Raw genomic sequence first — 23,677 nt, 5'->3', positions numbered from 1 at the left:
TACGGCTTTTTTGTTTTTTGTTCTTTAATTATAAGGAAAAATCAAAAATTATATATAAAAACGACTAAAAGTAAAATATTTCCATTTAACTAAATACATGATAAAATTTTATTATTAACTATTGTATAAACTTATATATTTTAGAAAATAATATATTTATAGGATGGAGGTGCTTTAACATAAATATTAAATCATTTTTAGCAATAACTGTTTCAAAATGTATTATGTATCTGTCCAAAATTCTCTATAAAGGCGGTACAAATTTCCCGGGTAAAATAGCTTTAAAATTTGATAAAAATATTTTAAAGAAAGTCGCTCATAATTATACCGTTATATTAATTACAGGAACAAACGGTAAAACTACAACCACTAATATGATATACACAACAATAAAAAACAACGGTGAATTTGTTATTACAAACGATACTGGCGCAAATTTATTTACTGGAATAATAACTTGCTTTATAAAAAATTACATTTTTTTTGACAAACGGAATAATAAGTACGCAGTAATAGAGGTTGATGAAGCTAATGTAAAATATATTACACAACATATTAACCCTAAAATAATCACAATTACAAATATTTTTAGAGATCAACTAGATAGATACGGAGAAGTCTATTCAACTTTAAATAAAATTTTAGAAGGTATAAAAGGCGTTCCTGATTCTACTTTAATTCTAAATGGTGATGAATCACTTTTTGGTAACTTAAATCTTCCAAATAAAACTTTATATTATGGTTTTAGTACTCCAATAGTAGAGAATAAAGAGCTTCCTATAAACGCAGACGCTAAATTCTGTAAATTTTGCAAACATGAATACAAATATAATTTTATCACATATAACCATTTAGGAGATTTTTATTGTGAAAATTGTGGTTACAAAAGACCTTCACTAAATTATTATGTTGATAAAATAATTTCTTTATCTTCTATTGGATCTGTGTTTAATATCAACAATAAAGAATATTTAATAAACCAATTTGGTACATACAATATATATAATGCACTATGTGCTTTTAGTGTATCCAAAACTCTAGGAATTAAGGATTCTGTAATCCAATACTCCTTTAGAAGCCTACACTCAAGCTTTGGTCGTCAAGAAGTAGTAAAAATAAAAGATAAAAATATAAAGATAATATTAGTTAAAAATCCAGCTGGATTCGATGAAGCTTTAAATTCCATAAGCTTGGATAAAAGAGACATAAGTCTAGCCTTACTTTTAAATGATAATTATGCTGATGGTAAAGATATTTCATGGATTTGGGATGTTGATTTTGAAAACCTAAAAAATCCTAAAATAAATGATATTCTAGTATCCGGAATACGTATGTATGATATGGGTATACGCCTTAAAGTAGCTGGATTTGAGCAGAAAATTTTCTCTATATGTGATAATTACGATTCACTTTTAACCAATATTCAAACTTGTAATAATTCAACTATATATTTATTAGCAACTTATACTGCTATGACTGGTTTTAGAAAATTTTTAAATAATAAAGGATATATAAGAAAACTATGGTGATGGGGGTGATTTTTTGGAACTTAACATATGTCACATGTATCCAGACTTATTAAATGTTTATGGTGATATTGGTAACATATTAATTCTAAAGTATAGAGCTGAAAAACGTGGAATTAAAACCAACATACTTAACTTATCAATAAACGATAAATTTGATTCTTCTAAATATGACATAGTGTTTTTTGGAGGAGGACAGGACTATGAACAATCTATTGTATCTGATGACCTTAAAAAACACAAAAAAGATGAAATAGTTAAATATATAGAAAGCAATAAAGTATTCTTATCCATCTGTGGTGGATATCAGCTGCTTGGAAAATATTATGTAACACCTGAAGGTAAAGAACTCGAAGGACTAAATATTCTTGATATATATACAAAATCAAGTGAAAAAAGATTTATAGGTAATACTATAATTTACAATAAAGACTTCAATGAAACTTACGTTGGATTTGAAAATCATTCTGGCAAAACATATATAGGCTCATTAAAACCTCTTGGAAGAGTTATTACTGGGTATGGAAACAATGGTGAAGATGGACATGAAGGATGTATATATAAAAATACATTTTGTACTTATTTTCATGGTTCTTTACTATCAAAAAATCCTGAACTTGCAGATAGACTATTAAATTATGCTCTTAAAAACAAATATGGGAAGTTCATACTTCCTCCTATAGATGATACATTTGAAATTAAGGCAAAAGAATTTATCATTACTCGGGAAAAAAATGCTGCAAAACAATTTTCATAATCGTACATCGTCCTCTGTCAACTATGAGGAATTTTAATTTTTAAAATTCCTCATCTACAAATATATCATTTATTAATAATTTTCTGTTTAACAAGCTCTTGATATTCACATGGACTAATTTCATCAAAAGTTTTAAACAAATAGCCTTCTTCTTTATAAAATTTTATTATATCTGGTAGTGCATCTACTGTTGTCTTTTTATAATATGAATCATGCATTAACAGAACTATTATATCTGTATTTTTACTTATTTTTTTAGTTTGGTCCATAACGTTATTTTTAATTTTGTATGCAGGAACATTCTTTCCTAAAGCATCATTAGCACAAACATTCCATCCTACATAATTTATATTTTTTCGTCTTAATGTGTCTCTTATTTTTTCCATAGTATACTGACTAGAAACTTTATTATATGCCCCACCTGGAATTCTTATATATGGAACCGCTTTTTTACTTGTAGCATTTTGAATCAGCTTATTACATTTTTGTAAATCCTCTATATAGCTTTCGGGATTTTTATATATTGTTTTATAGTCATGAGAATATGTATGGCAAGCTATACACATATTACTTTTTTTTAATTTTTCAAACACCTGTGAATTTTCCTCTGCTAATGTCCCTATTATAAAAAACGTAGCTTTTACTCCATTTTCATTTAATATATTAACTATTTTCTTTGTATTATTAATTGAAGGACCATCATCAAATGTTAAATAAACTTCTTTAGGATATGTTGGAGGAGTATGAAGTGTTTTCACTTCTTTATTCTCATCTATAAATACAGGCATAGCTAAAACATTTTTCACATTAAAAAAAATAATATTTATAATAGTTATAACGCTTAAAAAAAATAATATCTTTTTATATTTTTTCACTATAGTACCTCCTTTAAAACATTCCATCTATTATTTAGGATATACTTTTTTTATTTAAATAACTCAATGTAATTTAATCAATATAATTAAATTATTACCAATACAACTACAACAAAATTAATTTTCAATATTTAATTGTAATTCTTCGTTTTGTTTTATAATTTTTATTTTAGAGCCATCGTAAACTTCACCCTTTATAATCATTTTTGCTATTTGAGTCTCCAAAGTTCTTGCTATATATCTTTTTAACGGTCTTGCTCCATAAATAGGATCATATCCTTCTTGTGCCATTAATTTTTTCGCTTCTTTTGATATCTCAAGTTCAATATTCTTTTCTTTTAACCTATTTTTTATTTCATCAACAAATATATCAATTATTTGCTCTATTTCTTCCATAGTAAGAGGTTTAAACATTATAACATCATCTAGTCTATTTAAAAATTCTGGTTTAAATCGCCTCTTCATTGCATTCATAACTTTTTTACGCACATCTTCATCAACATTAGTTAAATCAGCATTTTCTAAAAGATAATCACTTCCAATGTTAGAAGTCATAATGATTATACAATTTTTAAAATCTATTGTTTTTCCTTTATTATCGGTAAGTCTACCATCATCAAATATTTGAAGAAAAATATTAAAAACATCATCATGTGCTTTTTCAATTTCATCAAACAACACTACACTATAAGGCCGTCTTCTGATTGCTTCTGTTAATTGCCCACCTTCTTCATAGCCAACATATCCTGGAGGCGCTCCAATAAGTTTAGATACAGAGTATTTCTCCATATATTCAGACATATCTATTCTTATTATATTTTCCTCACTATCAAATAAAGTTCTAGCAAGAGTTTTAGCAAGTTCTGTTTTTCCAACCCCAGTAGGTCCTAAGAATATAAATGAACCTATAGGTCTATTTATATCTTTCAATCCAGCTCTTGCTCTTAAAACAGCATTAGCAACAGATGTAATAGCTTCTTTTTGTCCTATAACTCTTTTTTGTAGCTCATCTTCTAACTTCAAAAGCTTTTTACGTTCTCCTTCTACAATCCTCATTACAGGTATTCCAGTCCATTTTGAAATAATTTGAGAAATTTCAACTTCAGTAACCTCTTCCTTTAAAAAAGCTCGTTCTCCATGTTCCTTAAGTACCTCTTCCTTTTCCTTTATCTTTTTTTCTAAATCTGGAATAATTCCATACTTTAGTTCTGCAACTTTATTTAAATCGTATTCCCTTTCAAATTGTTCTAATCGTCCTCTAGCTTGATCTAATTTTTCTTTTAAATCACGAACTCCTGTAATATATCCTTTTTCCTTCTCATACTTAGCTGTCATTTCTTTATCTTTTTCTTTTAATTCACTCAATTGTTTTTCTAAAGATTTAAATCTTTCAATGGAAGCATTATCTTTTTCCTTAGATAATACTTCTTTTTCAATTTCAATCTGAAAAACTCTACGTCTTACTTCATCAAGTTCTTCTGGAAGACTATCTATTTCAGTTCTTATCATAGCTCCTGCTTCGTCTATCAAATCTATAGCCTTATCAGGTAAAAATCTGTCTGTAATATACCTATCTGATAATTTAGCTGCTGCAATAATAGCCGAATCATGTATTCTAACTCCATGATGTATTTCAAATCTTTCTTTTAATCCTCTAAGAATTGAAATGCTATCTACAACAGTAGGTTCATTTACTATAACAGGTTGAAATCTTCTTTCAAGAGCTTTATCTTTTTCTATATATTTTCTATATTCGTCAAAGGTTGTGGCACCTATACAATGGAGTTCTCCCCTTGCCAACATTGGTTTTATAAGGTTACCCGCATCCATAGCACCTTCTGTCTTACCTGCTCCAACAATAGTATGAATTTCATCTATAAATAATATAATTTTACCTTCACTACTTTGAACTTCTTTTAAAACAGCCTTTAATCTTTCTTCAAATTCTCCTCTAAATTTAGCACCTGCAATTAATGCACCCATATCCAAAGAAAAAATTATTTTATTTTTAAGTCCTTCTGGTATATCCCCTCTAACTATTCTGCCTGCAAGGCCTTCAACTATTGCAGTTTTCCCTACTCCAGGCTCTCCTATCAATACTGGATTATTTTTAGTTCTTCTTGATAAAATTCTAACTATTCTTCTAATTTCTTCATCTCTTCCTATAACAGGGTCTAACTTATGTTTTTTTGCTTCTTCAACCAAATTTCTACCATATTTTTTCAAAGCATCATACGTACCTTCAGGGTCCTGTGTTTCAACTCTTTGATTTCCTCTAGCTAAAGATAAAATTTTCAAAAAAGCTTCCTTGGTAATATTAAATTTTTTTAATATTTTACCGACCTCATGATTTTGATTAATATCCATAATGCTCAGCATTATATGTTCTACACTTACATAAGAATCTTTAAAGTTATCAGCATATTTTTCTGATTTTATAAACACTTCTTCAATTCTTCTCGTTATATGCATACTCGCATTTTGAGCTCCTTTTCCTAAAACTTTAGGCATTCTATCAAGCTCATTATGTGTTGTTTGTATAAGATTATTTATATTAACGCCCATTCTGCTAAAAATATTAGGAATCAAGCCGTCTTCTTGTGATATCAACGCCATAAACCAATGTATGGTATCTATCTGTTGATGATTATATTTTATAGCCATAGCTTGAGCATCATCTAATGACTTTTGAACCTTTACAGTCATTTTTTCAATATTCATAACCGTCATCCTTTCTTATTACAAAATTGTTATTATTTTGTATCACTTGTAATATTATAACTCTTTATACTACAAATAACTATACGAAGAAATTACATAATTAAAAATTCCATTCACTCTTAGTTGTTAATTTTTAATAAAAATAAAAAGCCTTTCGGCTTTTTTACTTTTATAACTTTTTGTGAAGAGATATAGCTAAAGAAAAATATCTTAAAGCTTCTCTGATTGAACCCATGTTATTGTACATCTCTCCCATTTCCATATATCTATTATAGATTTCTTTTTTAGTTCCAAATTTCACAAGTGAATCTAAAGATAAATTCATATACATTTCTGATGAAATATAATTTTTTTCTATTTGTAATATCTTAGATTTTAAATAATAAGCTTTTTCAATAAACTTAATATTATCTAACGTTATTGCATGATCTAGCGCATCTTCAGACAATTCTTTAGCAACATCAATAGCATTATAATCTATAAGCGTTTTTATACATTTAAGTATAAAATCAACAAATTTTTCTTTATCTGCTTTAGGATAAATTTTTAATGCTTTTTTTACACGTTCTACAGCACCTTCACTCAAGCCTACCTCAAACATAACAGAGCCACATTCAGATAATGCTTCTGCCTCACGCTTTAAATTATCATCATACATACTATATGACAGTTGTTCATATTCTTTAAATTTCTCTTCATCTGCTCTTAAGTAAACCATCGCCATTACATGGTACATTTCTGCTTTTTTAAAATTACTTTCTACGCATTGAAGTAACTCATCTAATGTTATAGCCAATTTATATGCCTTATTATAATTATGTGTCATTAAGTAACACTGAGCTTCCAAACATATAGCTTCTGAGAGAATAATACATTTTTTCTTTTTTTCACCTATAACTTTTTTTCTTATATTTCTAAAATAATTAGCAGCTTGAGAATATTCATTGTTTTTATACAAAAACTTTGCTACATCCATAAAATATATAATTCTTTTATCTTTAGATGAACCACTATTACATAAATCAAAATATTTTCCCAATCTTTCTTGTATACCACTTAATTGATCATTTTTTAATAAATATTCAATTATTAAGTGCATAATATCAAAAGCCAGATCATAATAACCATAACGGCTTGATAATTCTAAATTATATTGAAGTTTTTCTTTATAATCTTCTATTTCATTATCATCTAATAGCTTTTTTATATTAGTATCAATTTGTTCTTTAACATCTTTTTTTAAATAATTAATATCTAATTCCAATTTTGAAGCTATAAATTCCAATACCCAATCTTCTGGATCTATTTTCCCGTTTTCTATACAGCTAAGCTTTGAAACAGAAATTTCACCATTACATACCTCTTTTAAAGTAAACCCTTTATATATCCTAGCTCTTTTTATTTTTTCCCCTACTGATAAAACTTCCATATATATCACCTATCCAGTATCACACTATTTCAAAATACCTAATTTTTTAAATACCTCAACACCTTCATTTAAATATTTTGCAGCTTCGGTATCTCTTCCAATATCCACATAAAATTTACCAATTAAAATAGATATTTCCGCATATTTATTAGTAAACTCCATATTCTCTGCATAATTCAATGCCATTATTAATGTATTTTCAGCTTCATTTATATTATCTTCTATCATATCCACTCTATATTTGAGCAAATAGTATTTTAATAATATTGATTTGCTGCTATTTTCTATATTTTTCATTACTTCCCATAAAATTTCTTTAGATTTTCCAATGTCCTTTAATTTAATATAATTTTCACATATATTAATAAGAGTTTCTATATACTCTTCATTATTATACTTACTCCTTATATCTTTTGCTTTATTATAGTGAATAAATGATTCTTCTAAGTTATCAAATTCATAAAATAGCTTTCCTAAATTATTTTCAATTTTTGATACATATTTAGTATCATCAATTTCTTTAAATAAATTCAAAGCTTCCTTAGAATACTTGATAGCCTTGTCCATGTTACCATTTTTACTATATTCCTCTGATAATAGCAATAATGATTTTGCATATTTTTCTTTATCATCAATTTTCTTAAATTTTGTACTAGCTAAATAAGAATAGTTAATTGCTGTTTCAATTTGTTCCAGCTTAAAATATGTACTAGCAATATAATAATAAATCTGGCCAATTAAAAAATCATTTACTATGCTGCTATCATTATATACTTTTTCAGCTTGTTGAAAATAACTACATGCTGCATGGTAAGCTTGCATTTCTAATGTTATAATTCCAAGTTTTAAAAATGTATTAATAACATCTTGATATCTATTAAATTTAATAAATATAACATTGGCAGATAGAAAAAACTGCTGTGCTAATGCTAATTCATTTTTTAACACACACATTTTTCCTCTTAAATAAAGATTTTTAGCTTTTCTATACTCTAGCCCATATTTTTCTGCATAATATATGGCTCTTTCTATATATTGTTCAGATATATTTACTTCATTATTTAATATATGTGCTTCTGCAATATTCTCAAAATAAACAGATATTTTTTCCGCTTGAGTTTCTTCTGATTCCATTAAATACTCTATAGAAATATTTAATGTATTTGCCAAGTATTCTAATAAATCCATACTCGGATTTGATTTACCAGATTCTACTAAACTTATTTGTCCCGGAGTTATCCTATCACCAGCTAAATCCTTTAAAGTCATATTTAATTCTTTTCTTCTTCTTTTAATTTTTTCTCCTAAAGACAGTATCTCCATAAATGCCTCTCTTCCTTCAATCGAACAAATAATAATATTTAATATCATTTAATAAATTTATTAAATACCTATTATATTATATCACATATCATTTAAGCACTGCAAAAAAAAAATGTATTTATTGTAAATATTAATAAAAAAAGAAAGAAATCCAAGTTATATGTTCCCTTGAATTTCTTCATTTTTTATCTATCTAATCATATTCATAACAATATCATAGGCATTTTCTGCTGTATCCATCATATTTCTAGTCCTTTTTTTCATTTTTTTTCTAGTACCTCTGCTTAACTGTGGAGCCATTAACATACCCGCAGCTGCTCCAAGCATTGCAGCAGTAGTCATACCTCTAACAACTCTTCTATTCACATCTAACACCCCTTCATTAAATTGGCAGTTTTATTTTAACATTAACTACTCTTATATATTTAGGGTATGCAAATTTAAAAATATTATTTATAAAGTATATAATCACATACTGGTGAAATTTTTTATCATAAAATAAATTAATTCATTTTTTTTCACATTTTTCATATTATTTATATATTTTTTCGCATAATCATTATCTTCTTTTACAATTTTTTTTAATTTTTCAATTTCACCATGAATACTGGTTTCAGTTTCATTCTTATTTTCTTTATCATCGACAACTACTATATTATTAGATACAGATTGATCAGTTATCTCCATTATTTTTTCTTTTAATTTTTTATTCTTAACTTTTATCATATTATTTTTTAAATATTTAATAGTCTCACCTTTAACCGGAATTCCAATTGCATCTTTTGCAAATTCGTCAACTAGCTCATTAAATAAATCTCCCGTATGACTATCAACTTTTACAAAAGTAACCTCTATTTTGTTATCCTTTATTAATTTATTAAATTCTTCATAATATTTTTTAGATGATTCTTCTTTTCTCTCCCAAAATCCTGTGGCATGATAACATACTCCTACATAATCATGCAGCAAAACAATATCATTTAATTTATTTTCCACAGCATAATTCAGTGATTTTATAGCACCTTCAAGTTCACCAGCAATTTGTCTTATTGACTTATTATTATTATCTTTTGCTGCTCCATTTTCAATATGAATAACTATTTCATCTTTAACAGCAACAACTGCATAAGAGTATCTTTCAGTAGCTTGATTATAGCTTCCATCTACATAAAATTGTATCTTATCCAATGGATATTCATCTACTCCTTTTTTTAAAAATCCATTTCCCTTATTAAAATATTCTTCTACTTCTTCTTTTGATGTAAAACTCTTATACTTAGCTCCCTTTACCCCTTTAACATATTTTAAACATTCACTCCATGAATGAACCATTTTATTTTCAATTTTAATATTATTTTCAAAATCAAAGCCTTCTTTTATAGCATAAATCTTTTTCGCCATGATTTACCTCCACTTTTTAATTTCTTCTTACTCATAACTTTTTTAGCAAATATAAAAGTTCCACTTAAAATGCTTAGAGTATTCTTTCTTCCAAGTATGCTAAACAAAAGTTCGTTTATTTCTTTAACTTTTGCTATGATATCTTCATCACCCTGCCAGTGTTCTCTAATGATATCTTCTGGAATATTACTTATGATTTTATCCAAAACTAAAAAAGCTATTCCTACATCATCTATCTTACCCAAAACTGGTATAAAATCAGGTATAATATCCAATGGTATTACTAAATACCCAACAGCAGCACCTATTAAAATCTTTGTTTTTTTATCTACTCTATCATCTTTCATAAGCCTATATAAAAGAACTGTTATATCAGGTATTATCATGAAAACTTCATTTATATTTTTATATTTTTCAGGTATTTTATTTTCCTCACTCTTTCTAATTTCAGAATAACTATCCTTCGTTTTTTTTATACCCACAATTTTTTCATTTTTTTCAATTTCTTCATTGGTTTTTATTTTATCCTTAAATTCATCAAATGATAAAGCTTCTTTACTCTCTGAATACATTAAATTTTTAACATCAACTTGAATTTCTCCATTTAATATAGTAATATGTCTAAGAGTAAAATCCACAGCAGGTATATACTTACACATTAGTGTCAAATCAAGAAATATAGTACCTTTACTTATGCTTATTCCCTTATTTTCAAATCCTTTTATCCCTCTTTTTAATGCAAAGTTCACAAATTTTGTCCATATAGGAATTTTTCCTAACTTCAAACTGAAAATCTTGAGTTTAAGAATATTATTCTCAATTTTTCCGAGTCCTAACGATATTTCAAAATATATCTTAACTCCCTTGGTAAATGACCCCTTAATTCTAAATAATTCTTTTATGCTAATTTCCTCTATATTAAGTCCTTCAACTTGTACATTTTCTTTTATCATTCCAAGTAAATCTTTTTCATTTAATCTAACTTTTATACCTGAAATATTCATAGTTTTTCCCCCTATAACAAGCATATTTTTACACCTAAACTAAAGTATACACAATAACTTAAATTTATACAACCAGCTCTAAATTAACATAAATTACATTAACAAATTTTATGATTTTCATTAGACACACTTAATAAATTTTATTATAATAGAATCTAGGTTGACATAATATTTTGAATATACATTTAAATTTATACTATTTTAGGAAGGATGATGTAATGAATAAGCTTAAAAACAAATATATTTTTATACCTATAATTACTTGTGTTTTATCTATCATTATCATTATAATCACGAACTCAACTCATGCAAATCAAGGCTTTAAACCTTATGTAGAGTTTTTAAATGATGTAAACCAAAAAAACATCTCTACAGTATACTATACAAATTCCCCTAAATTAAAAGTAAGACTTAAAGATGAAACTATATATGAAACTGATAATCCAAGAAATGATAAATTTAAAGAAAACCTTTTAAAACAAGGAATTAAAGTTTCTGAACAGTCTTATGTTTCCCCATTTGAAGCAATACCTTTTGTAGTTTTAGGAGGTTCAATAATCTCACTTATTATAATGGCACTAAAATCTTCTAAAATAACATCTAAAGGGCTGCGTTCTGTAGACTCCCTAGATGCTTCTGCTGTAGAAGATTCTAAATATACCTTTGAAAGTATTGCTGGAAATGAAGAGGCAAAAGAAAGTGTCAATGATATAGTTGATTTTTTAAAGAACCCTCAAAAGTATAGCGCTTATGGGGCTCGAATGCCTAAAGGTATAATACTTTATGGTGAACCTGGAACTGGTAAAACCTTGCTTGCAAAATCTGTTGCAGGTGAAGCTGGTGTTCCTTTTTATGCAGTATCTGGATCAGATTTTATACAAGTATACGTAGGGGTAGGAGCTAGTAGAATAAGACAATTATTTAAAAAAGCTAAATCTCACGGTAGAGCTGTTATTTTTATTGATGAAATAGATGCTATCGGCAAAAAAAGAGATGGTAAAGCAAACGGTGGTGGTTCTGATGAAAGAGACCAGACTCTAAACGCACTTCTTACTGAAATGTCTGGATTTAATGAAGATGAAGGTATTGTAGTAATGGCTGCTACAAACAGATTAGACATGCTTGATCCTGCTCTTTTAAGACCTGGAAGATTCGATAGGCATATTGAAGTTTCTCTTCCAGATATAGCTGCAAGAGAAAAAATATTATCTTTACATTTAAAAAATAAACCAGTTCAAAATATTAACGTAAAAGAATTAGCTCAAAAAACATCTCTTTTTTCTGGAGCTAAACTTGAATATCTGGTTAATGAAGCTGCTATACTTGCTTGTAAATCAAACAGTAAATTTATAGATAATCAGCACTTTGATAAAGCATATTCTATAGTTTTAGCAGGCTATGAAAAATTAAATAGAGATCATATAAAAGAAATGGATAAAACAATTACTGCTTACCATGAAGCTGGACATGCTCTTATATCAGCAAAAGTGCTTCCACAAGAAAAAATCTCAAAAGTTACTATTATTCCAAGTACAAATGGTGCCGGTGGATATACAATAAGTATTCCACAAGAGCAAATGTATCAAAACAAAGATTATTTAGAAAAACGAATAATGGTCCTTTTAGGTGGAAGAGCAGCAGAAGAAATCATATTCGGAAAAGAAAACATAACAACTGGTGCATACAGTGACTTAAAACACACTACAAATATCGTTAAAAATATGGTTACTTCATATGGAATGGGAAAATCTTTAGGTCTATTAACCCTTACAGAACTAGCAAACTTATCCACAGATGACAACCAAGACATTGTAAAAGAATGTAAAAACATTGTGGATAATCTTTATTTAAAAGTTAAAGATATCTTGCTCAACGATAAAGAAGTTTTACAAAAATTATCAAACAATCTTTTAGAAAAAGAAACATTGTTTGATACTGATATTGAAGAAATAGTACATTAAAAAATTGACGTGCCATATCAGCTTGCTGATACCGCACGTCAACTTTCTTAAATTTCAGCAAAACATCTAAACTAATAAAAGTATTCCTGAAATCAAAAGTCCACCCACAAGTCCACCTAAATGTCCGAAATTATCAATATTAGGTAAAGCAACTCCTATGAATACATTCATTGCTATTACAGAAAGTACATTTTTCACCATACCTTTTCCAACTTTATCCCTTCTTTTAAAAGCAAATACTAAAATTGCTCCTAGAAGGCCAAAGATTGCTCCTGAAGCTCCAATAGAAACACTTTCCGAAAAAAGATAACTAAAAACTGAAGATACTAAAGCTGCTGAAAAATAAATTACTAGATATTTTATTTTTCCATAAACCGTCTCAACTAAAGGACCCAAAACATACAATGCATACATATTTACTAATAAATGTATTAATCCTCCATGTAAGAAAGCACAAGTTATAAGCCTATAATATTGCCCTTGTGCAATAAGTTCATTTACTTTTGCACCTAAAACTATCAAAACACGTATATCACTCTCTAGTATACTACCTAATATATTCCCTGAAAGTAATATTGTTATAATATACATAACTACATTGATAGCTATTATTGAAATAGTTATTACTGGTTTTTTTGCCCTTGCTTTTTCCTCTTTTAACTTTTCTCTATAATTCAAAACACTTTGTATTTGTGCTACTGTTTCTTCCACTCCAAAAGAATGATATAAAAGCTCATTATTATCTTTATTAACAATAATTAGCCTTTCTCCTTCTACAGTTTCTTTTATTTTTTCTATATCGGTAATTGGGTTTTTACTATCTATTACAATTATTTTTATAACTTCATCATATAAACTTATATCCATATCATTAAAATTATCCAAATATAAGAAAACAACATTCTGCCTTCTGTTATTCAATTCCTTAGTTATTCCCCAAAAACTTGTTTTTCCACTCTTTGAATTAAATTCACCAATATTATAATTATAATATTGGTTAAATATCTCTATTGTAATCTTTTCAAATTCATTCTTCTTCATATCACTTCTCCAACTATATAAATAACGAACTTTAAAACTTAATAATTAAAGCTTTCTTTGCTAGAAGAAAGGTATCCTAAATTCTTCATTGTTAATTCTTAAGCATCTATAGTCTATACTACACTTTTAATAGTTATATGATTGTACTTTATTAAATCCACTTCATAAAAAGACACTGGTTTCTTAGTTTTGGAATCATATAAAATCCTTATAATTGGTCTGTCAGGAAATCCTTTGTTTTGCTTTATAACATAGCCCTCTATATCATTAGAAAGTCTAACACAACACCCTAAAGGGTATATAGCAAATGTCTTCTTAAAGCTTTTAACCATATTATCGTCAAATATAGTTCCACTTCCTGCTAAAATCAATTCATATGCATCATTAGGACTAAATCTTTTTCTATAACTCCTATTGTTGCTTACAGCATCATACACATCACAAATAGAAACTACTTTACCAAATTTAGAAATTTGATTTCCTGCTAATCCATATGGATATCCATTTCCATCTATCCTTTCATGATGCTGCTCTATAGCCTTCAATATAAAATCAGAAAAACGCACATTCTTCTCTATTATTTCCCTTCCATATATAGGATGTCTTTTTATCTCACTAAACTCTTCATCTGTTAATTTTCCCTGTTTATTAATTATTTTATTTGAAATTTTAGTCTTACCTATATCATGGAGTATAGCTCCTATTCCCAAATCTTTCAAATCACTCTCACTAAAATTCATTGACATTCCTAGAAAAGCCGACATTATGCCTGTATCTAAACAATGCATATACGTGTAATTATCATATGTTTGAATATCATATAAACTTTTATTTATATCTCCACAATCTATTATATAATCTATAAGGTTTTCAACTACTCTTAATGAATCTCTTGTTTCTCTTTTGTTAAAATTATGAATACCATTAACTATTTTAGACATATTCTTCATAGTGACCTGCTTTATTCTATCTAACCGTTCATCTTCAATAGCAACATCATCTAATCTCTCATCTTCTATATATACATATAGGACTCCTAAAATTTTAAGTTTTTTTATATATTGCTCAGTTAATTCTACTCCCGCTCTAAGCAATATACTTCCATCATTAGTTAAAATGCTTCTTCCTAACACATCCTTTTTTTTAACTCTATTTATAAACTCAAGTCTCATATTACACCTCATATAGAATCTGTTTCCTTAGATAGATAATTATTCTAAACTCTATCTGGAACTAAATTTAAATTTATGCATATATTTACTTATCGAGCATATCTAAGAGTTCTTTAAACCTATTTATTGTATCTTCTATTGGTTTTGAAGTAGTCATATCAACTCCAGCCTTTTTTAGAATATTTATAGGATAGTCACAACCTCCACTTTTTAAGAAACCTTTATACTTATTAACTGATTCTTTACCATTTTGAGAAATGGCTTTAACAAAAGAATTTGCAGCTGAATAACCTGTAGCATATTGATATACATAAAAGTCACTATAGAAATGAGGAATTCTTGACCATTCCATATCTATTTCCTTATCCACAATCATATCTTTTCCAAAGTATTTAACATTTAACTCATGATATATTCTGCATAAATCTTCACTTGTAAGAGGTATTCCTTTATCAATGTTTTCATGAGTTATCTTTTCGAATTCAGCAAACATTATCTGTCTAAATACAGTAGTTCTTATTTGTTCAAGTTGTGTATTTATTAAATATAATCTTTTCTTTTCATCTTTTTCATTTTCTATAAGATAATTTATAAGTAAGCATTCATTTACTGTTGAAGCTACTTCTGCACAAAACAATGTATAATCTGCATATATATATGGCTGCTCACGTCTTGAATAATATGAATGAATTGAGTGCCCCATTTCATGGGCTAATGTAGATACATCATTTAATTCATAATTATAATTCAAAAGTACATAAGGCATTGTATCATAACATCCCCATGAATACGCACCACTTCTTTTCCCTCTATTTTCATAAATATCTATCCATCTATTATCTATTCCCTGATTAAAAATGCTTAGATATTCTTCACCTAATGGAGCAAGAGCTTTCTCAACTATACTTACTGCTTCATCAAACTCTATATGTGATTTTGGTGTGTCGATTACTGGTACATATAAATCATACATATGTATCTCATCTAAACCTAACAACTTCTTTTTAATTTTCACATATCTATGAAGACTATCTAAATTATCATTTATAGCTTTAATTGCATTATCATAAACTTCTGTTGAAATATCATTAGGATGTAATGAACATTCTAATGAACTTTTATATTTTCGTGTTTTTGCATTAAACGCAAAATTCTTAATAGACGAAGTAAGCGAGGTAGCTAAAGTGTTTTTATAATTTGAATAAGTGTTAAATAATGCTTCAAATACATCTTTTCTAACTTTAACATCCTTAGATTTTATGTATTTAGAATAATTTCCTTCTGTAAGTTCAACTTCTTTTCCTTCTTCATCTTTAATAACAGGAAATTTTATATCAGCATTTGTTAACATACTGAAAATACTTGAAGGTGCATTTAAGCAATCCGACACCGAAGCCATAAGTTCTTCCATCTCTCTACTTAAAGTATGCGGCTTTCTTCTTAGAATATTTTTAAGCATAAACTTATATGTTCTTAAATCTGGAAGTTCTTCTATCTCTTTTAATATACTTTCTTCTCCTAAAGACAATATTTCTGGCACAAAAAAAGCTCCCATAGTCATAAGCTCTGCAGAATATATTTCGATTTTATTTTTTAATGCTTGAAAAGTAGTATTAGCAGTATCTTCATCTGATTTTAAAAATGCATATATCATAAGCGTATTTGCAAGTCTTGATACTTTTTCATCAAGCTTTAAAAATTCTAACAGTTCTTCAGCATTATGAAGCTTACCTTGAAACTCCTTTAATCCAAGCGCCATATTTTTTAGCTTGTTAAAATCCTTTTCCCATACTTCAGTATTCTCATATACCTTTTCAATATCCCATTTATATTCAGAATTTATTTCATCTCTGTTTTTAAGTTCTTTTACTATTCTTCTCATATTAACACCCCACTTTAAATTCAGTTGACAATTAACAGATGACAGTGGACAATTATAGCTGTTTTGCTATGTAAAACTACAAATATATAACCGCAACACTGCAATTTCGTATTCAAGAATTAAGCTCTTCTTAATTCATCCTTTACTCTCAACTCTCAACTGCCGAAGGCTACACGTAACAATTTATTGTTACGATGTATCAACTCTCAACTGCTTTTACATGTATTCTTCCTTCTTATTTTCTGCTTCTTTAAATACTATTTCCATTTCGTTATTTATAAGTTCACAGGCTTCATATAATTTTTCTTGCATTTTATTGTAATCATCATCATAATCAAATTCAACAATCCAAGTAGGATTAAATTCATCATCTTTTTCTTCAACTTTATAACCTTTTTCTTCAAAAATATCTACATTGAATAAATCATAAACAGCTGTGAATTGCCACTCTTCAACATCTCTATTTGTATCAAAATATAAATTGACTTTATTTTCTTTATAAAAAAACTTTTTTATATATTCTCCACCCTCGCTAACTTGATAACTTCCTACTTCTTTTACAAACTTATTATCTTTATCTACTTCCATTAATACTATTGATGAAAATTCCATTTATTATCCCAACCTTTATAAAAATTTTTTATTTTCTCTACATTGTTTGCAAACACATTTTAATTTGATTTCTTTTTCAATAAAAGTAAACCCTGTTTTATTTCGTATTATTTCTTCTACCTGCATCATAGGGCAATCAATTTCAATCTCTTTATTACATAATTCGCATTTTATAATATGTTTATGACATTTATCCTTTAATATATAATTATATTTCCCATTGCCAACATCAAATTTATTTAATATATTCTTTTGTTGAAATAAATCTAACGTCCTATAAACAGTAGATAAATCAACTTTTTCACCAGTTTCTTTACATTTATCAAAAATATACTCCGCTGTAACTGATTTATTACTATTTTGCAGGATATTTAAAATAATTATTCTACTTTTAGTTTTTCTTATATTATTTTCCTTAAAATATAACACTATTTCCATAATATCACCTAATATAAATTTTACAATAATTATAACATATTATTACCACAAACTAAAAGAAAAGCACCTATAGAGTATACACTTTTTTAGTGTCTATTCTATAGATACCATTTTACTTTTCTTTTATTGAGCGGCTTCTTTTTTATTTTTAGCTCTATCTAAAAATTGTATTTCCTGGGCAATAACCTGACTAATATATCGTTTTATTCCATCCTTACCTTCATATGATATAATTTGTAATCTTCCTATTACACTCATTAAACTACCTTTTTTAGTAAATTTAGATAATTTTTCTGCATTTCTTTCCCATGCGACAATTGGAATAAAATCAGTAATTCTCTCTCCCTTTTCATTTTTAAAGGGTCTCTCTACAGCTAAAGTAAAATTTGTTACATACTTATCATTTTCTTTTATATGCTTTAATTCTATATCCTTTGTAATTCTTCCTATAAACATTACTTTATTCACTTTATGTCCTCCTCTAAAATTTATTTATTTTAGAGTATATCCATTTTGCTTTTTCTTAAACTTTTTATTATCTATTATTATCACACCAAATCTCTAATTTATATTGTCCTGCTTCTTTAAAAGTTAATGCTATATCCATATTGTCATCATTCCCAAAATCTCCCAAATCATACTTTTCATCTTCATCTTTATATTCTACACTCTTATCTTTTTTGCTTAATTTATTTTTTTCAACATCTACATTTTCAGCATCATTTAACTTCAAAAACACATTCATATTGTGAAATCCTAATTTATTTACTACTTCTTTTGTTAACTCTATTTTTACTTCATCATCTTTTTTTACATCAATTGTCATTTCTTCATCATTTATTTCCAATACTTTATTATTGTATATAATTTTACCTATTAATTTAATTGGAGCTACTCCTTCTTTATTTATAGTAACTTTATCTCCCACTTTAATTTTTATATCCTTAGGAATATCTTCAACAATTATATCAACTTCCTTGCCGTCAGAAGATTTTATAGTAACATCTTTATTTATAATTGAAGAATTTAACCTATGTTCACCTCCCACTACTTTAACTATTCCTTTATCACCTGCTAAAGTTATAGCTTTATTTAGTTCACTAGCCTCTTTTACCACAAAATCTAGTTCACTATTTGATTTTACTACATTAATAGTAGTCTTCAATGAATTTGATATAGTTTTTGCATGCACTAAACTATAATTTATTAAAGCACTCCCAATACTTATTGATAAAATCACAGCAACTATTTTATTCTTACTCATCTTTAATCCCTCACTTTATATACTTAAAATAGGTTTTATATATTTTTTATAATAATTCTTCTAAATCATTAAAATACATATTTCAACTCTCATTTTAACTTAACAATATAAAAGTGGACAAAACTATTTTCACTATTGATTTTATTAAAGTACACTTAAATTTATTCTTTAAATTAAAAAAACTCCAATAGATCAATTAAGTTCTATTGGAATTTCTATTAATTTTTATTAACTAACTTTTTCTAATTCTACTTCTTTAAAGTCATTATAAACATCTAAATCAAGTTCATTTTCTAAATTAGACATTATTACCGTTGCAGCAGCATCACCTGTTACATTAACTGCTGTTCTAATCATATCAAGTATTCTGTCTATACCTAACACTAAAGAAATTCCTTCTACTGGAAGTCCAACTTGTTGTAACACCATTGAAAGCGTTATTAATCCAACTCCTGGTACTCCTGCTGTACCAATTGACGCTAGAGTAGCAGTTATAACTACCATCATTAATTGATTAATTGTAAGTGGTAATCCATATACCTGAGCAATAAATACAGTAGCAACCCCTTGCATTATTGCAGTACCATCCATGTTTATAGTTGCACCTAATGGAATTGTAAAACTTGCAATGGAGTTTGGAACCCCTAGTTTTTCTTCACAAGTTTCAAGATTTACAGGTATCGTAGCATTACTACTTGATGTACTAAAAGCAACTACCATTACCGGCCAGAATTTTTTAAAAAACTTAATAGGATTTACTCTTCCTATAAACTTCAAGGCTAATCCATAAACCACTATAGCTTGTAAAGCTAACACTAATATAATTGTTACTCCGTATTTTAAAAGTTTTACTAATACATCTGCACCTTGAATCATTATAACCTTAGATATAAGAGCAAAAACCCCAGCAGGTGCAAACGCCATAACTATTCCTATTATCTTTAAAAGCACTTCATTAATTTGTTTTACTATATTAATTACAGGTTCTACTGGTTTTCCAATCATAGTTGCTGCTATTCCAAATAATATAGAAAAAGTAATTATTTGAAGCATTTCTCCTTCTACTAATGATTTAATAGGGTTAGTTGGAATCATATTAACAAAAACATCCATGATGAAAGGAGCTTCAGCTGCCTTAAATTCTCCAACATTTGATAAAAGTCCTGTTCCACCAGTTCCTGGCTTTATAACACTAGCTAATATTATAGCTAACGTTATAGCTACTGCTGTTGTTAATGTATAATAAACAAGAGTTCTTATTCCCACTCTACCTAATTTTTTTACATCTCCAACACTAGCAGTACCAGCTATTAATGAGCATAAAACAAGAGGAACAACTAACATTTTTATACCTCTTAAGAATATTGCTCCTATTGGACCTAACATCCATTTTATTATAGATTCATTTACAGATTTATCAAATGCTGCGTTAGCTATTATTCCAAAAACTATACCCAAAATTAGTCCTAAAAGTATTTTTATCGTAAGTGACATTTTTTTATTTTCTTTCATTCTTATCCCCCTAGCTAAAGATTTATCCGTTTCAACATTATTCATTTCTATTAATTATTATACCTATTTTTCTATTAAAATGCAAGAAAATGAATTTTAAATTATTCTATTATTCATGGCGTTTTTACAATTGAATAATTTATTTATTTTTATTTCATCTTCATAATTTTATGACATTTGTCGCTATTTATGAAAAAATTCAAACATATACTCTAAAACTTTTAAAAACTTAGCCACTACCTGGTTACTAAAAATTTCTTTTGTAACTGCTAGTATCAACCAGCTGATACAGTATGTCACCTTTTAACTATTATGCCCGTTTACTGGCATAGTATGTCAACTCTCATCAAAACTCAGCAAAGATGCTAAACTAAAAAAAGTGCTTTCGCACTTTTTTTAATTCACACTAACTTTTATAAGGCTTCCTTTTTCTATCTTCTTCCCACTTTCACATTTTATCTTATCGCTTACAACAATATAGTATGAAGAGCCTTCTTGTAAGTTTTTTTCTAAATTTATAACAGCTTTTTTTCCATCAAACAAACTAACCTTTGCAGGTACTCTTTCTCCTGTTTCACTATTGATGATTTCAATATTATCACTATTTATAGTATTTTTATCTACATTCTTGTTAAAATTTACATAAAATTTCTTATCATTATTATCTTTATAAATACTCTTTAATGTGCTGAATTCTGAATAAAGTAACTTTTCCTCTTGTTTTATATCATTCAAAGTACATCTAATCCATTTTGTACCTTTTCCAATAAATATTTTTTCATTATCAGCTTTATTTACAATATAGTTAAAAGCTTCCCAGTTCACATCTTTTCTAGCTTCATTAACATTAATAAAGAACTCTTTGTCCTTTATATTAACTTTAATATATCCATTTTTATCATTAATTCCTTTATCTATATTTGATAAAAGTAAATTTGCCACAGCTAAAGAATTAACTTTATCTGAAACCTCAAAATCAGGACTTATCCCAACCTTTTGAATCACATTTCCATTAGGAGAGTAAAATTTATATGTTGTAATTTTAAGAACACTTCCATCCTCTAATCGAAATGAGTTCTGTGCAACACCTTTTCCATAGGTAGTTTTGCCTACAAAAAACGCTTTGCCATAATCTTTTACAGCTCCTGATAGTATTTCTGAAGAACTAGCAGTATACTCATTCACTAGAAAAATAACTGGTTTATCTATTATATCACCATAATTATACCCTTTATACGTTTTTCTATTCCCATTATTGTCTTCCATAATAAGAACGGGTTTTGATCCTATAAAATTTCCTGCCAAACTCAATGCCGCTTCTACATATCCACCACCATTATACCTCAAATCTACTATATAGCTTTTAACATTATCATTTCTTAAATTATTCAAGTTACTACGAAATTCTTGAGCAGTTTTTTCTCCAAAAGAACTTATTCTAATATATCCTATATCATTATTTAAAATTCTTGATACTACAGTAGGTGAAGTTAGTTCTTTTCTTATAACATTAAATTCTAATACTTTATCATCTCTTTTAACTAAAAGTTTAACCTCACTACCTTTTTTACCTCTAAGATTATTAATTGCTTCTTCTAAAGATATTCCTTTAAAACTTTTGTCATCTGCTTTTACAATTAAGTCTCCAGGCTTAATACCTACTTTTTTCGCCGATGAATCATCTACAACAGATAAAACCCTAACCCCTTGTTCTTCTATGTCCAAGTGTATTCCTACGCCATAGAACTTATTGTTTATTGAATTTTGAAAATTATTATACTCTTCCTTAGTAAAATAGCTTGAATATTTATCATTTAGCTTTTCAACCATCTCATCTACCGATTTAACGTTTTGAATTTCATCATCAGTATCATCAATATAATATTTTTTCACAATATTTTTAGCCTGTTCCAACGTATCTGCTTTATAAACAACTTCTATAGAAGCAGCATCTGCACTCTTTATATATGAAAAATTAAATATGTATACAACTACAGCTAAAAAAAGTAAAGAATTTATAACTTTATTTTTAAATATATTTTTATTGTATTTCTTCATCATCTTTCTCTCCTAAAATTTAATAATTTCTGCAAATTAGCTTTAATAAAATTATTATACTCCATACAACAATTATATTTCACAGATCCTTAAATTAACAAAAACACCAGTACCCAATTTAAAAACAATTATTGGTTACTGGTCATTATTACTCTCAACTATTCATATCCGGTTGTTGATATGACACGTCAACTTATTCTATAGAAATTACTCTTAGTGGCTCTTCTTCTGTATCTTCTCCACTTCCGCCTGTATTCTTATCTTTATAAGATATTTCACCATCATTAATCTTTACACTTTTAATTGTCTGAGGCAAATTAGTCATAGCTCTTGCATCGTCTGATTCAGTAAAAGTCATTAATGAAAAGGTTTTTCCTTCTTCATTAGCATCTAAGAAAGCATCTCTTACTGTCTCAAAACTAACATATTTATTTGTGCTATCATGATAAGCATAAGTTCCACTTTTAGAAACTCTACTTATAAAGTCTTCATAAAAAGAATCTTGATTTGTCTCACTATAATTCAAGAAACCATCAATTAACGTTTTTGAATCATATTCGTATATAACACTATTACTTTTATCCTTTATTAAATAAGCATCTGTTTTAGCATTAGCACTAATTCCTGCAGCAGTACTAATACATCCCACAATAGCAAGACAACTTAAAACCTTAGTTTTTATCTTCATATTCCCCACCTCT

The 23,677-nt window shown here is 27.5% G+C and carries 20 protein-coding genes; 3 read left to right on the top strand and 17 right to left on the bottom strand.

The window, feature by feature from the left end; all coding sequences use genetic code 11:
* The first annotated feature begins 224 nt into the window (after positions 1-224).
* Positions 225-1,529 (top strand): MurT ligase domain-containing protein, encoded by a 1,305-nt coding sequence (locus tag OW763_RS09385; protein WP_268040854.1) that lies wholly within the window; start codon positions 225-227, stop codon positions 1,527-1,529.
* Between the two features lie 13 nt (positions 1,530-1,542).
* Positions 1,543-2,283 (top strand): type 1 glutamine amidotransferase, encoded by a 741-nt coding sequence (locus OW763_RS09380; RefSeq protein WP_268040853.1) that lies wholly within the window; start codon positions 1,543-1,545, stop codon positions 2,281-2,283.
* 65 nt (positions 2,284-2,348) lie between these two features.
* Here OW763_RS09380 and OW763_RS09375 read toward each other — a convergent pair whose 3' ends face one another.
* From OW763_RS09375 to OW763_RS09345, 7 genes are all read right to left on the bottom strand, one after another.
* On the bottom strand, positions 2,349-3,158 hold the full coding sequence (locus OW763_RS09375) for a polysaccharide deacetylase family protein (RefSeq protein ID WP_268040852.1): 810 nt from the start codon (positions 3,156-3,158) through the stop codon (positions 2,349-2,351).
* A gap of 117 nt (positions 3,159-3,275) precedes the next feature.
* A complete protein-coding gene (clpB, locus tag OW763_RS09370) occupies positions 3,276-5,879 on the bottom strand; it encodes an ATP-dependent chaperone ClpB (RefSeq protein WP_268040851.1) in 2,604 nt (867 codons plus the stop codon).
* A gap of 169 nt (positions 5,880-6,048) precedes the next feature.
* Positions 6,049-7,308: a helix-turn-helix domain-containing protein gene (locus OW763_RS09365; protein ID WP_268040850.1), complete on the bottom strand. Its 1,260-nt coding sequence runs from the start codon at positions 7,306-7,308 to the stop codon at positions 6,049-6,051.
* Between the two features lie 24 nt (positions 7,309-7,332).
* Complete coding sequence (locus OW763_RS09360) at positions 7,333-8,631, bottom strand: helix-turn-helix transcriptional regulator (RefSeq protein ID WP_268040849.1); 1,299 nt, start codon at positions 8,629-8,631, stop codon at positions 7,333-7,335.
* Positions 8,632-8,820: 189 nt separating this feature from the next.
* Positions 8,821-8,997, bottom strand: coding sequence for a YtxH domain-containing protein (locus OW763_RS09355; protein WP_268040848.1), 177 nt, complete (start codon positions 8,995-8,997; stop codon positions 8,821-8,823).
* Positions 8,998-9,099: 102 nt separating this feature from the next.
* The gene (locus OW763_RS09350) at positions 9,100-10,032 is read right to left on the bottom strand and encodes a ribonuclease H family protein (RefSeq protein WP_268040847.1); all 933 of its coding nucleotides are present in this window, start codon (positions 10,030-10,032) and stop codon (positions 9,100-9,102) included.
* Entirely contained in the window at positions 10,008-11,036 is a 1,029-nt protein-coding gene (locus tag OW763_RS09345; protein ID WP_268040845.1) for a YkvA family protein, read from the bottom strand. The genes OW763_RS09350 and OW763_RS09345 overlap by 25 nt, the downstream gene beginning before the upstream one ends.
* A gap of 218 nt (positions 11,037-11,254) precedes the next feature.
* Between OW763_RS09345 and OW763_RS09340 the strand changes: the two genes are divergently transcribed.
* Entirely contained in the window at positions 11,255-12,997 is a 1,743-nt protein-coding gene (locus OW763_RS09340) for an ATP-dependent metallopeptidase FtsH/Yme1/Tma family protein (protein ID WP_268040844.1), read from the top strand.
* A 66-nt stretch (positions 12,998-13,063) separates the two neighbouring features.
* On the opposite strand, the gene OW763_RS09335 is transcribed toward OW763_RS09340, so the two are convergent.
* From OW763_RS09335 to OW763_RS09290, 10 genes are all read right to left on the bottom strand, one after another.
* Positions 13,064-14,038 carry a rhomboid family intramembrane serine protease gene (locus OW763_RS09335; RefSeq protein ID WP_268040843.1) on the bottom strand — a complete coding sequence of 325 codons (975 nt, stop codon included), beginning with the start codon at positions 14,036-14,038 and terminating at the stop codon, positions 13,064-13,066.
* A gap of 113 nt (positions 14,039-14,151) precedes the next feature.
* Complete coding sequence (locus OW763_RS09330; protein WP_268040842.1) at positions 14,152-15,210, bottom strand: HD-GYP domain-containing protein; 1,059 nt, start codon at positions 15,208-15,210, stop codon at positions 14,152-14,154.
* 85 nt (positions 15,211-15,295) lie between these two features.
* Positions 15,296-17,092 (bottom strand): oligoendopeptidase F, encoded by a 1,797-nt coding sequence (gene pepF / locus OW763_RS09325; protein ID WP_268040841.1) that lies wholly within the window; start codon positions 17,090-17,092, stop codon positions 15,296-15,298.
* A 216-nt stretch (positions 17,093-17,308) separates the two neighbouring features.
* Positions 17,309-17,704 carry a DUF6762 family protein gene (locus tag OW763_RS09320; RefSeq protein WP_268040840.1) on the bottom strand — a complete coding sequence of 132 codons (396 nt, stop codon included), beginning with the start codon at positions 17,702-17,704 and terminating at the stop codon, positions 17,309-17,311.
* 15 nt (positions 17,705-17,719) lie between these two features.
* Positions 17,720-18,142, bottom strand: coding sequence for a Fur family transcriptional regulator (locus tag OW763_RS09315; RefSeq protein WP_268040839.1), 423 nt, complete (start codon positions 18,140-18,142; stop codon positions 17,720-17,722).
* Positions 18,143-18,265: 123 nt separating this feature from the next.
* Entirely contained in the window at positions 18,266-18,610 is a 345-nt protein-coding gene (locus OW763_RS09310) for a single-stranded DNA-binding protein (RefSeq protein ID WP_268040838.1), read from the bottom strand.
* A gap of 67 nt (positions 18,611-18,677) precedes the next feature.
* Positions 18,678-19,406 (bottom strand): hypothetical protein, encoded by a 729-nt coding sequence (locus tag OW763_RS09305; protein ID WP_268040837.1) that lies wholly within the window; start codon positions 19,404-19,406, stop codon positions 18,678-18,680.
* Positions 19,407-19,634: 228 nt separating this feature from the next.
* Entirely contained in the window at positions 19,635-20,918 is a 1,284-nt protein-coding gene (locus OW763_RS09300; protein WP_268040836.1) for a dicarboxylate/amino acid:cation symporter, read from the bottom strand.
* Positions 20,919-21,314: 396 nt separating this feature from the next.
* The gene (locus OW763_RS09295; RefSeq protein ID WP_268040835.1) at positions 21,315-22,976 is read right to left on the bottom strand and encodes a S41 family peptidase; all 1,662 of its coding nucleotides are present in this window, start codon (positions 22,974-22,976) and stop codon (positions 21,315-21,317) included.
* Positions 22,977-23,169: 193 nt separating this feature from the next.
* Positions 23,170-23,664, bottom strand: coding sequence for a hypothetical protein (locus tag OW763_RS09290; RefSeq protein ID WP_268040834.1), 495 nt, complete (start codon positions 23,662-23,664; stop codon positions 23,170-23,172).
* Positions 23,665-23,677 lie beyond the last annotated feature (13 nt).

It is taken from the genome of Clostridium aestuarii, from assembly GCF_026735135.1.
Lineage (GTDB): Bacteria > Bacillota > Clostridia > Clostridiales > Clostridiaceae > Clostridium_H > Clostridium_H aestuarii.
The sequence above is the reverse complement of the archived record's forward strand: the minus strand, read 5'-3'. Positions and strand labels throughout refer to the sequence as shown.

Bases quoted from the DNA above. Each gene is read 5' to 3' on its own strand.
- OW763_RS09385 (WP_268040854.1), top strand. From the start codon at position 225: ATGTATCTGTCCAAAATTCTCTATAAAGGCGGTACAAATTTCCCGGGT.
- clpB (WP_268040851.1), bottom strand. From the start codon at position 5,879: ATGAATATTGAAAAAATGACTGTAAAGGTTCAAAAGTCATTAGATGAT.
- OW763_RS09365 (WP_268040850.1), bottom strand. From the start codon at position 7,308: ATGGAAGTTTTATCAGTAGGGGAAAAAATAAAAAGAGCTAGGATATAT.
- OW763_RS09360 (WP_268040849.1), bottom strand. From the start codon at position 8,631: ATGGAGATACTGTCTTTAGGAGAAAAAATTAAAAGAAGAAGAAAAGAA.
- OW763_RS09350 (WP_268040847.1), bottom strand. From the start codon at position 10,032: ATGGCGAAAAAGATTTATGCTATAAAAGAAGGCTTTGATTTTGAAAAT.
- OW763_RS09345 (WP_268040845.1), bottom strand. From the start codon at position 11,036: ATGAATATTTCAGGTATAAAAGTTAGATTAAATGAAAAAGATTTACTT.
- OW763_RS09340 (WP_268040844.1), top strand. From the start codon at position 11,255: ATGAATAAGCTTAAAAACAAATATATTTTTATACCTATAATTACTTGT.
- OW763_RS09335 (WP_268040843.1), bottom strand. From the start codon at position 14,038: ATGAAGAAGAATGAATTTGAAAAGATTACAATAGAGATATTTAACCAA.
- OW763_RS09330 (WP_268040842.1), bottom strand. From the start codon at position 15,210: ATGAGACTTGAGTTTATAAATAGAGTTAAAAAAAAGGATGTGTTAGGA.
- pepF (WP_268040841.1), bottom strand. From the start codon at position 17,092: ATGAGAAGAATAGTAAAAGAACTTAAAAACAGAGATGAAATAAATTCT.
- OW763_RS09320 (WP_268040840.1), bottom strand. From the start codon at position 17,704: ATGGAATTTTCATCAATAGTATTAATGGAAGTAGATAAAGATAATAAG.
- OW763_RS09315 (WP_268040839.1), bottom strand. From the start codon at position 18,142: ATGGAAATAGTGTTATATTTTAAGGAAAATAATATAAGAAAAACTAAA.
- OW763_RS09305 (WP_268040837.1), bottom strand. From the start codon at position 19,406: ATGAGTAAGAATAAAATAGTTGCTGTGATTTTATCAATAAGTATTGGG.
- OW763_RS09300 (WP_268040836.1), bottom strand. From the start codon at position 20,918: ATGAAAGAAAATAAAAAAATGTCACTTACGATAAAAATACTTTTAGGA.
- OW763_RS09295 (WP_268040835.1), bottom strand. From the start codon at position 22,976: ATGAAGAAATACAATAAAAATATATTTAAAAATAAAGTTATAAATTCT.
- OW763_RS09290 (WP_268040834.1), bottom strand. From the start codon at position 23,664: ATGAAGATAAAAACTAAGGTTTTAAGTTGTCTTGCTATTGTGGGATGT.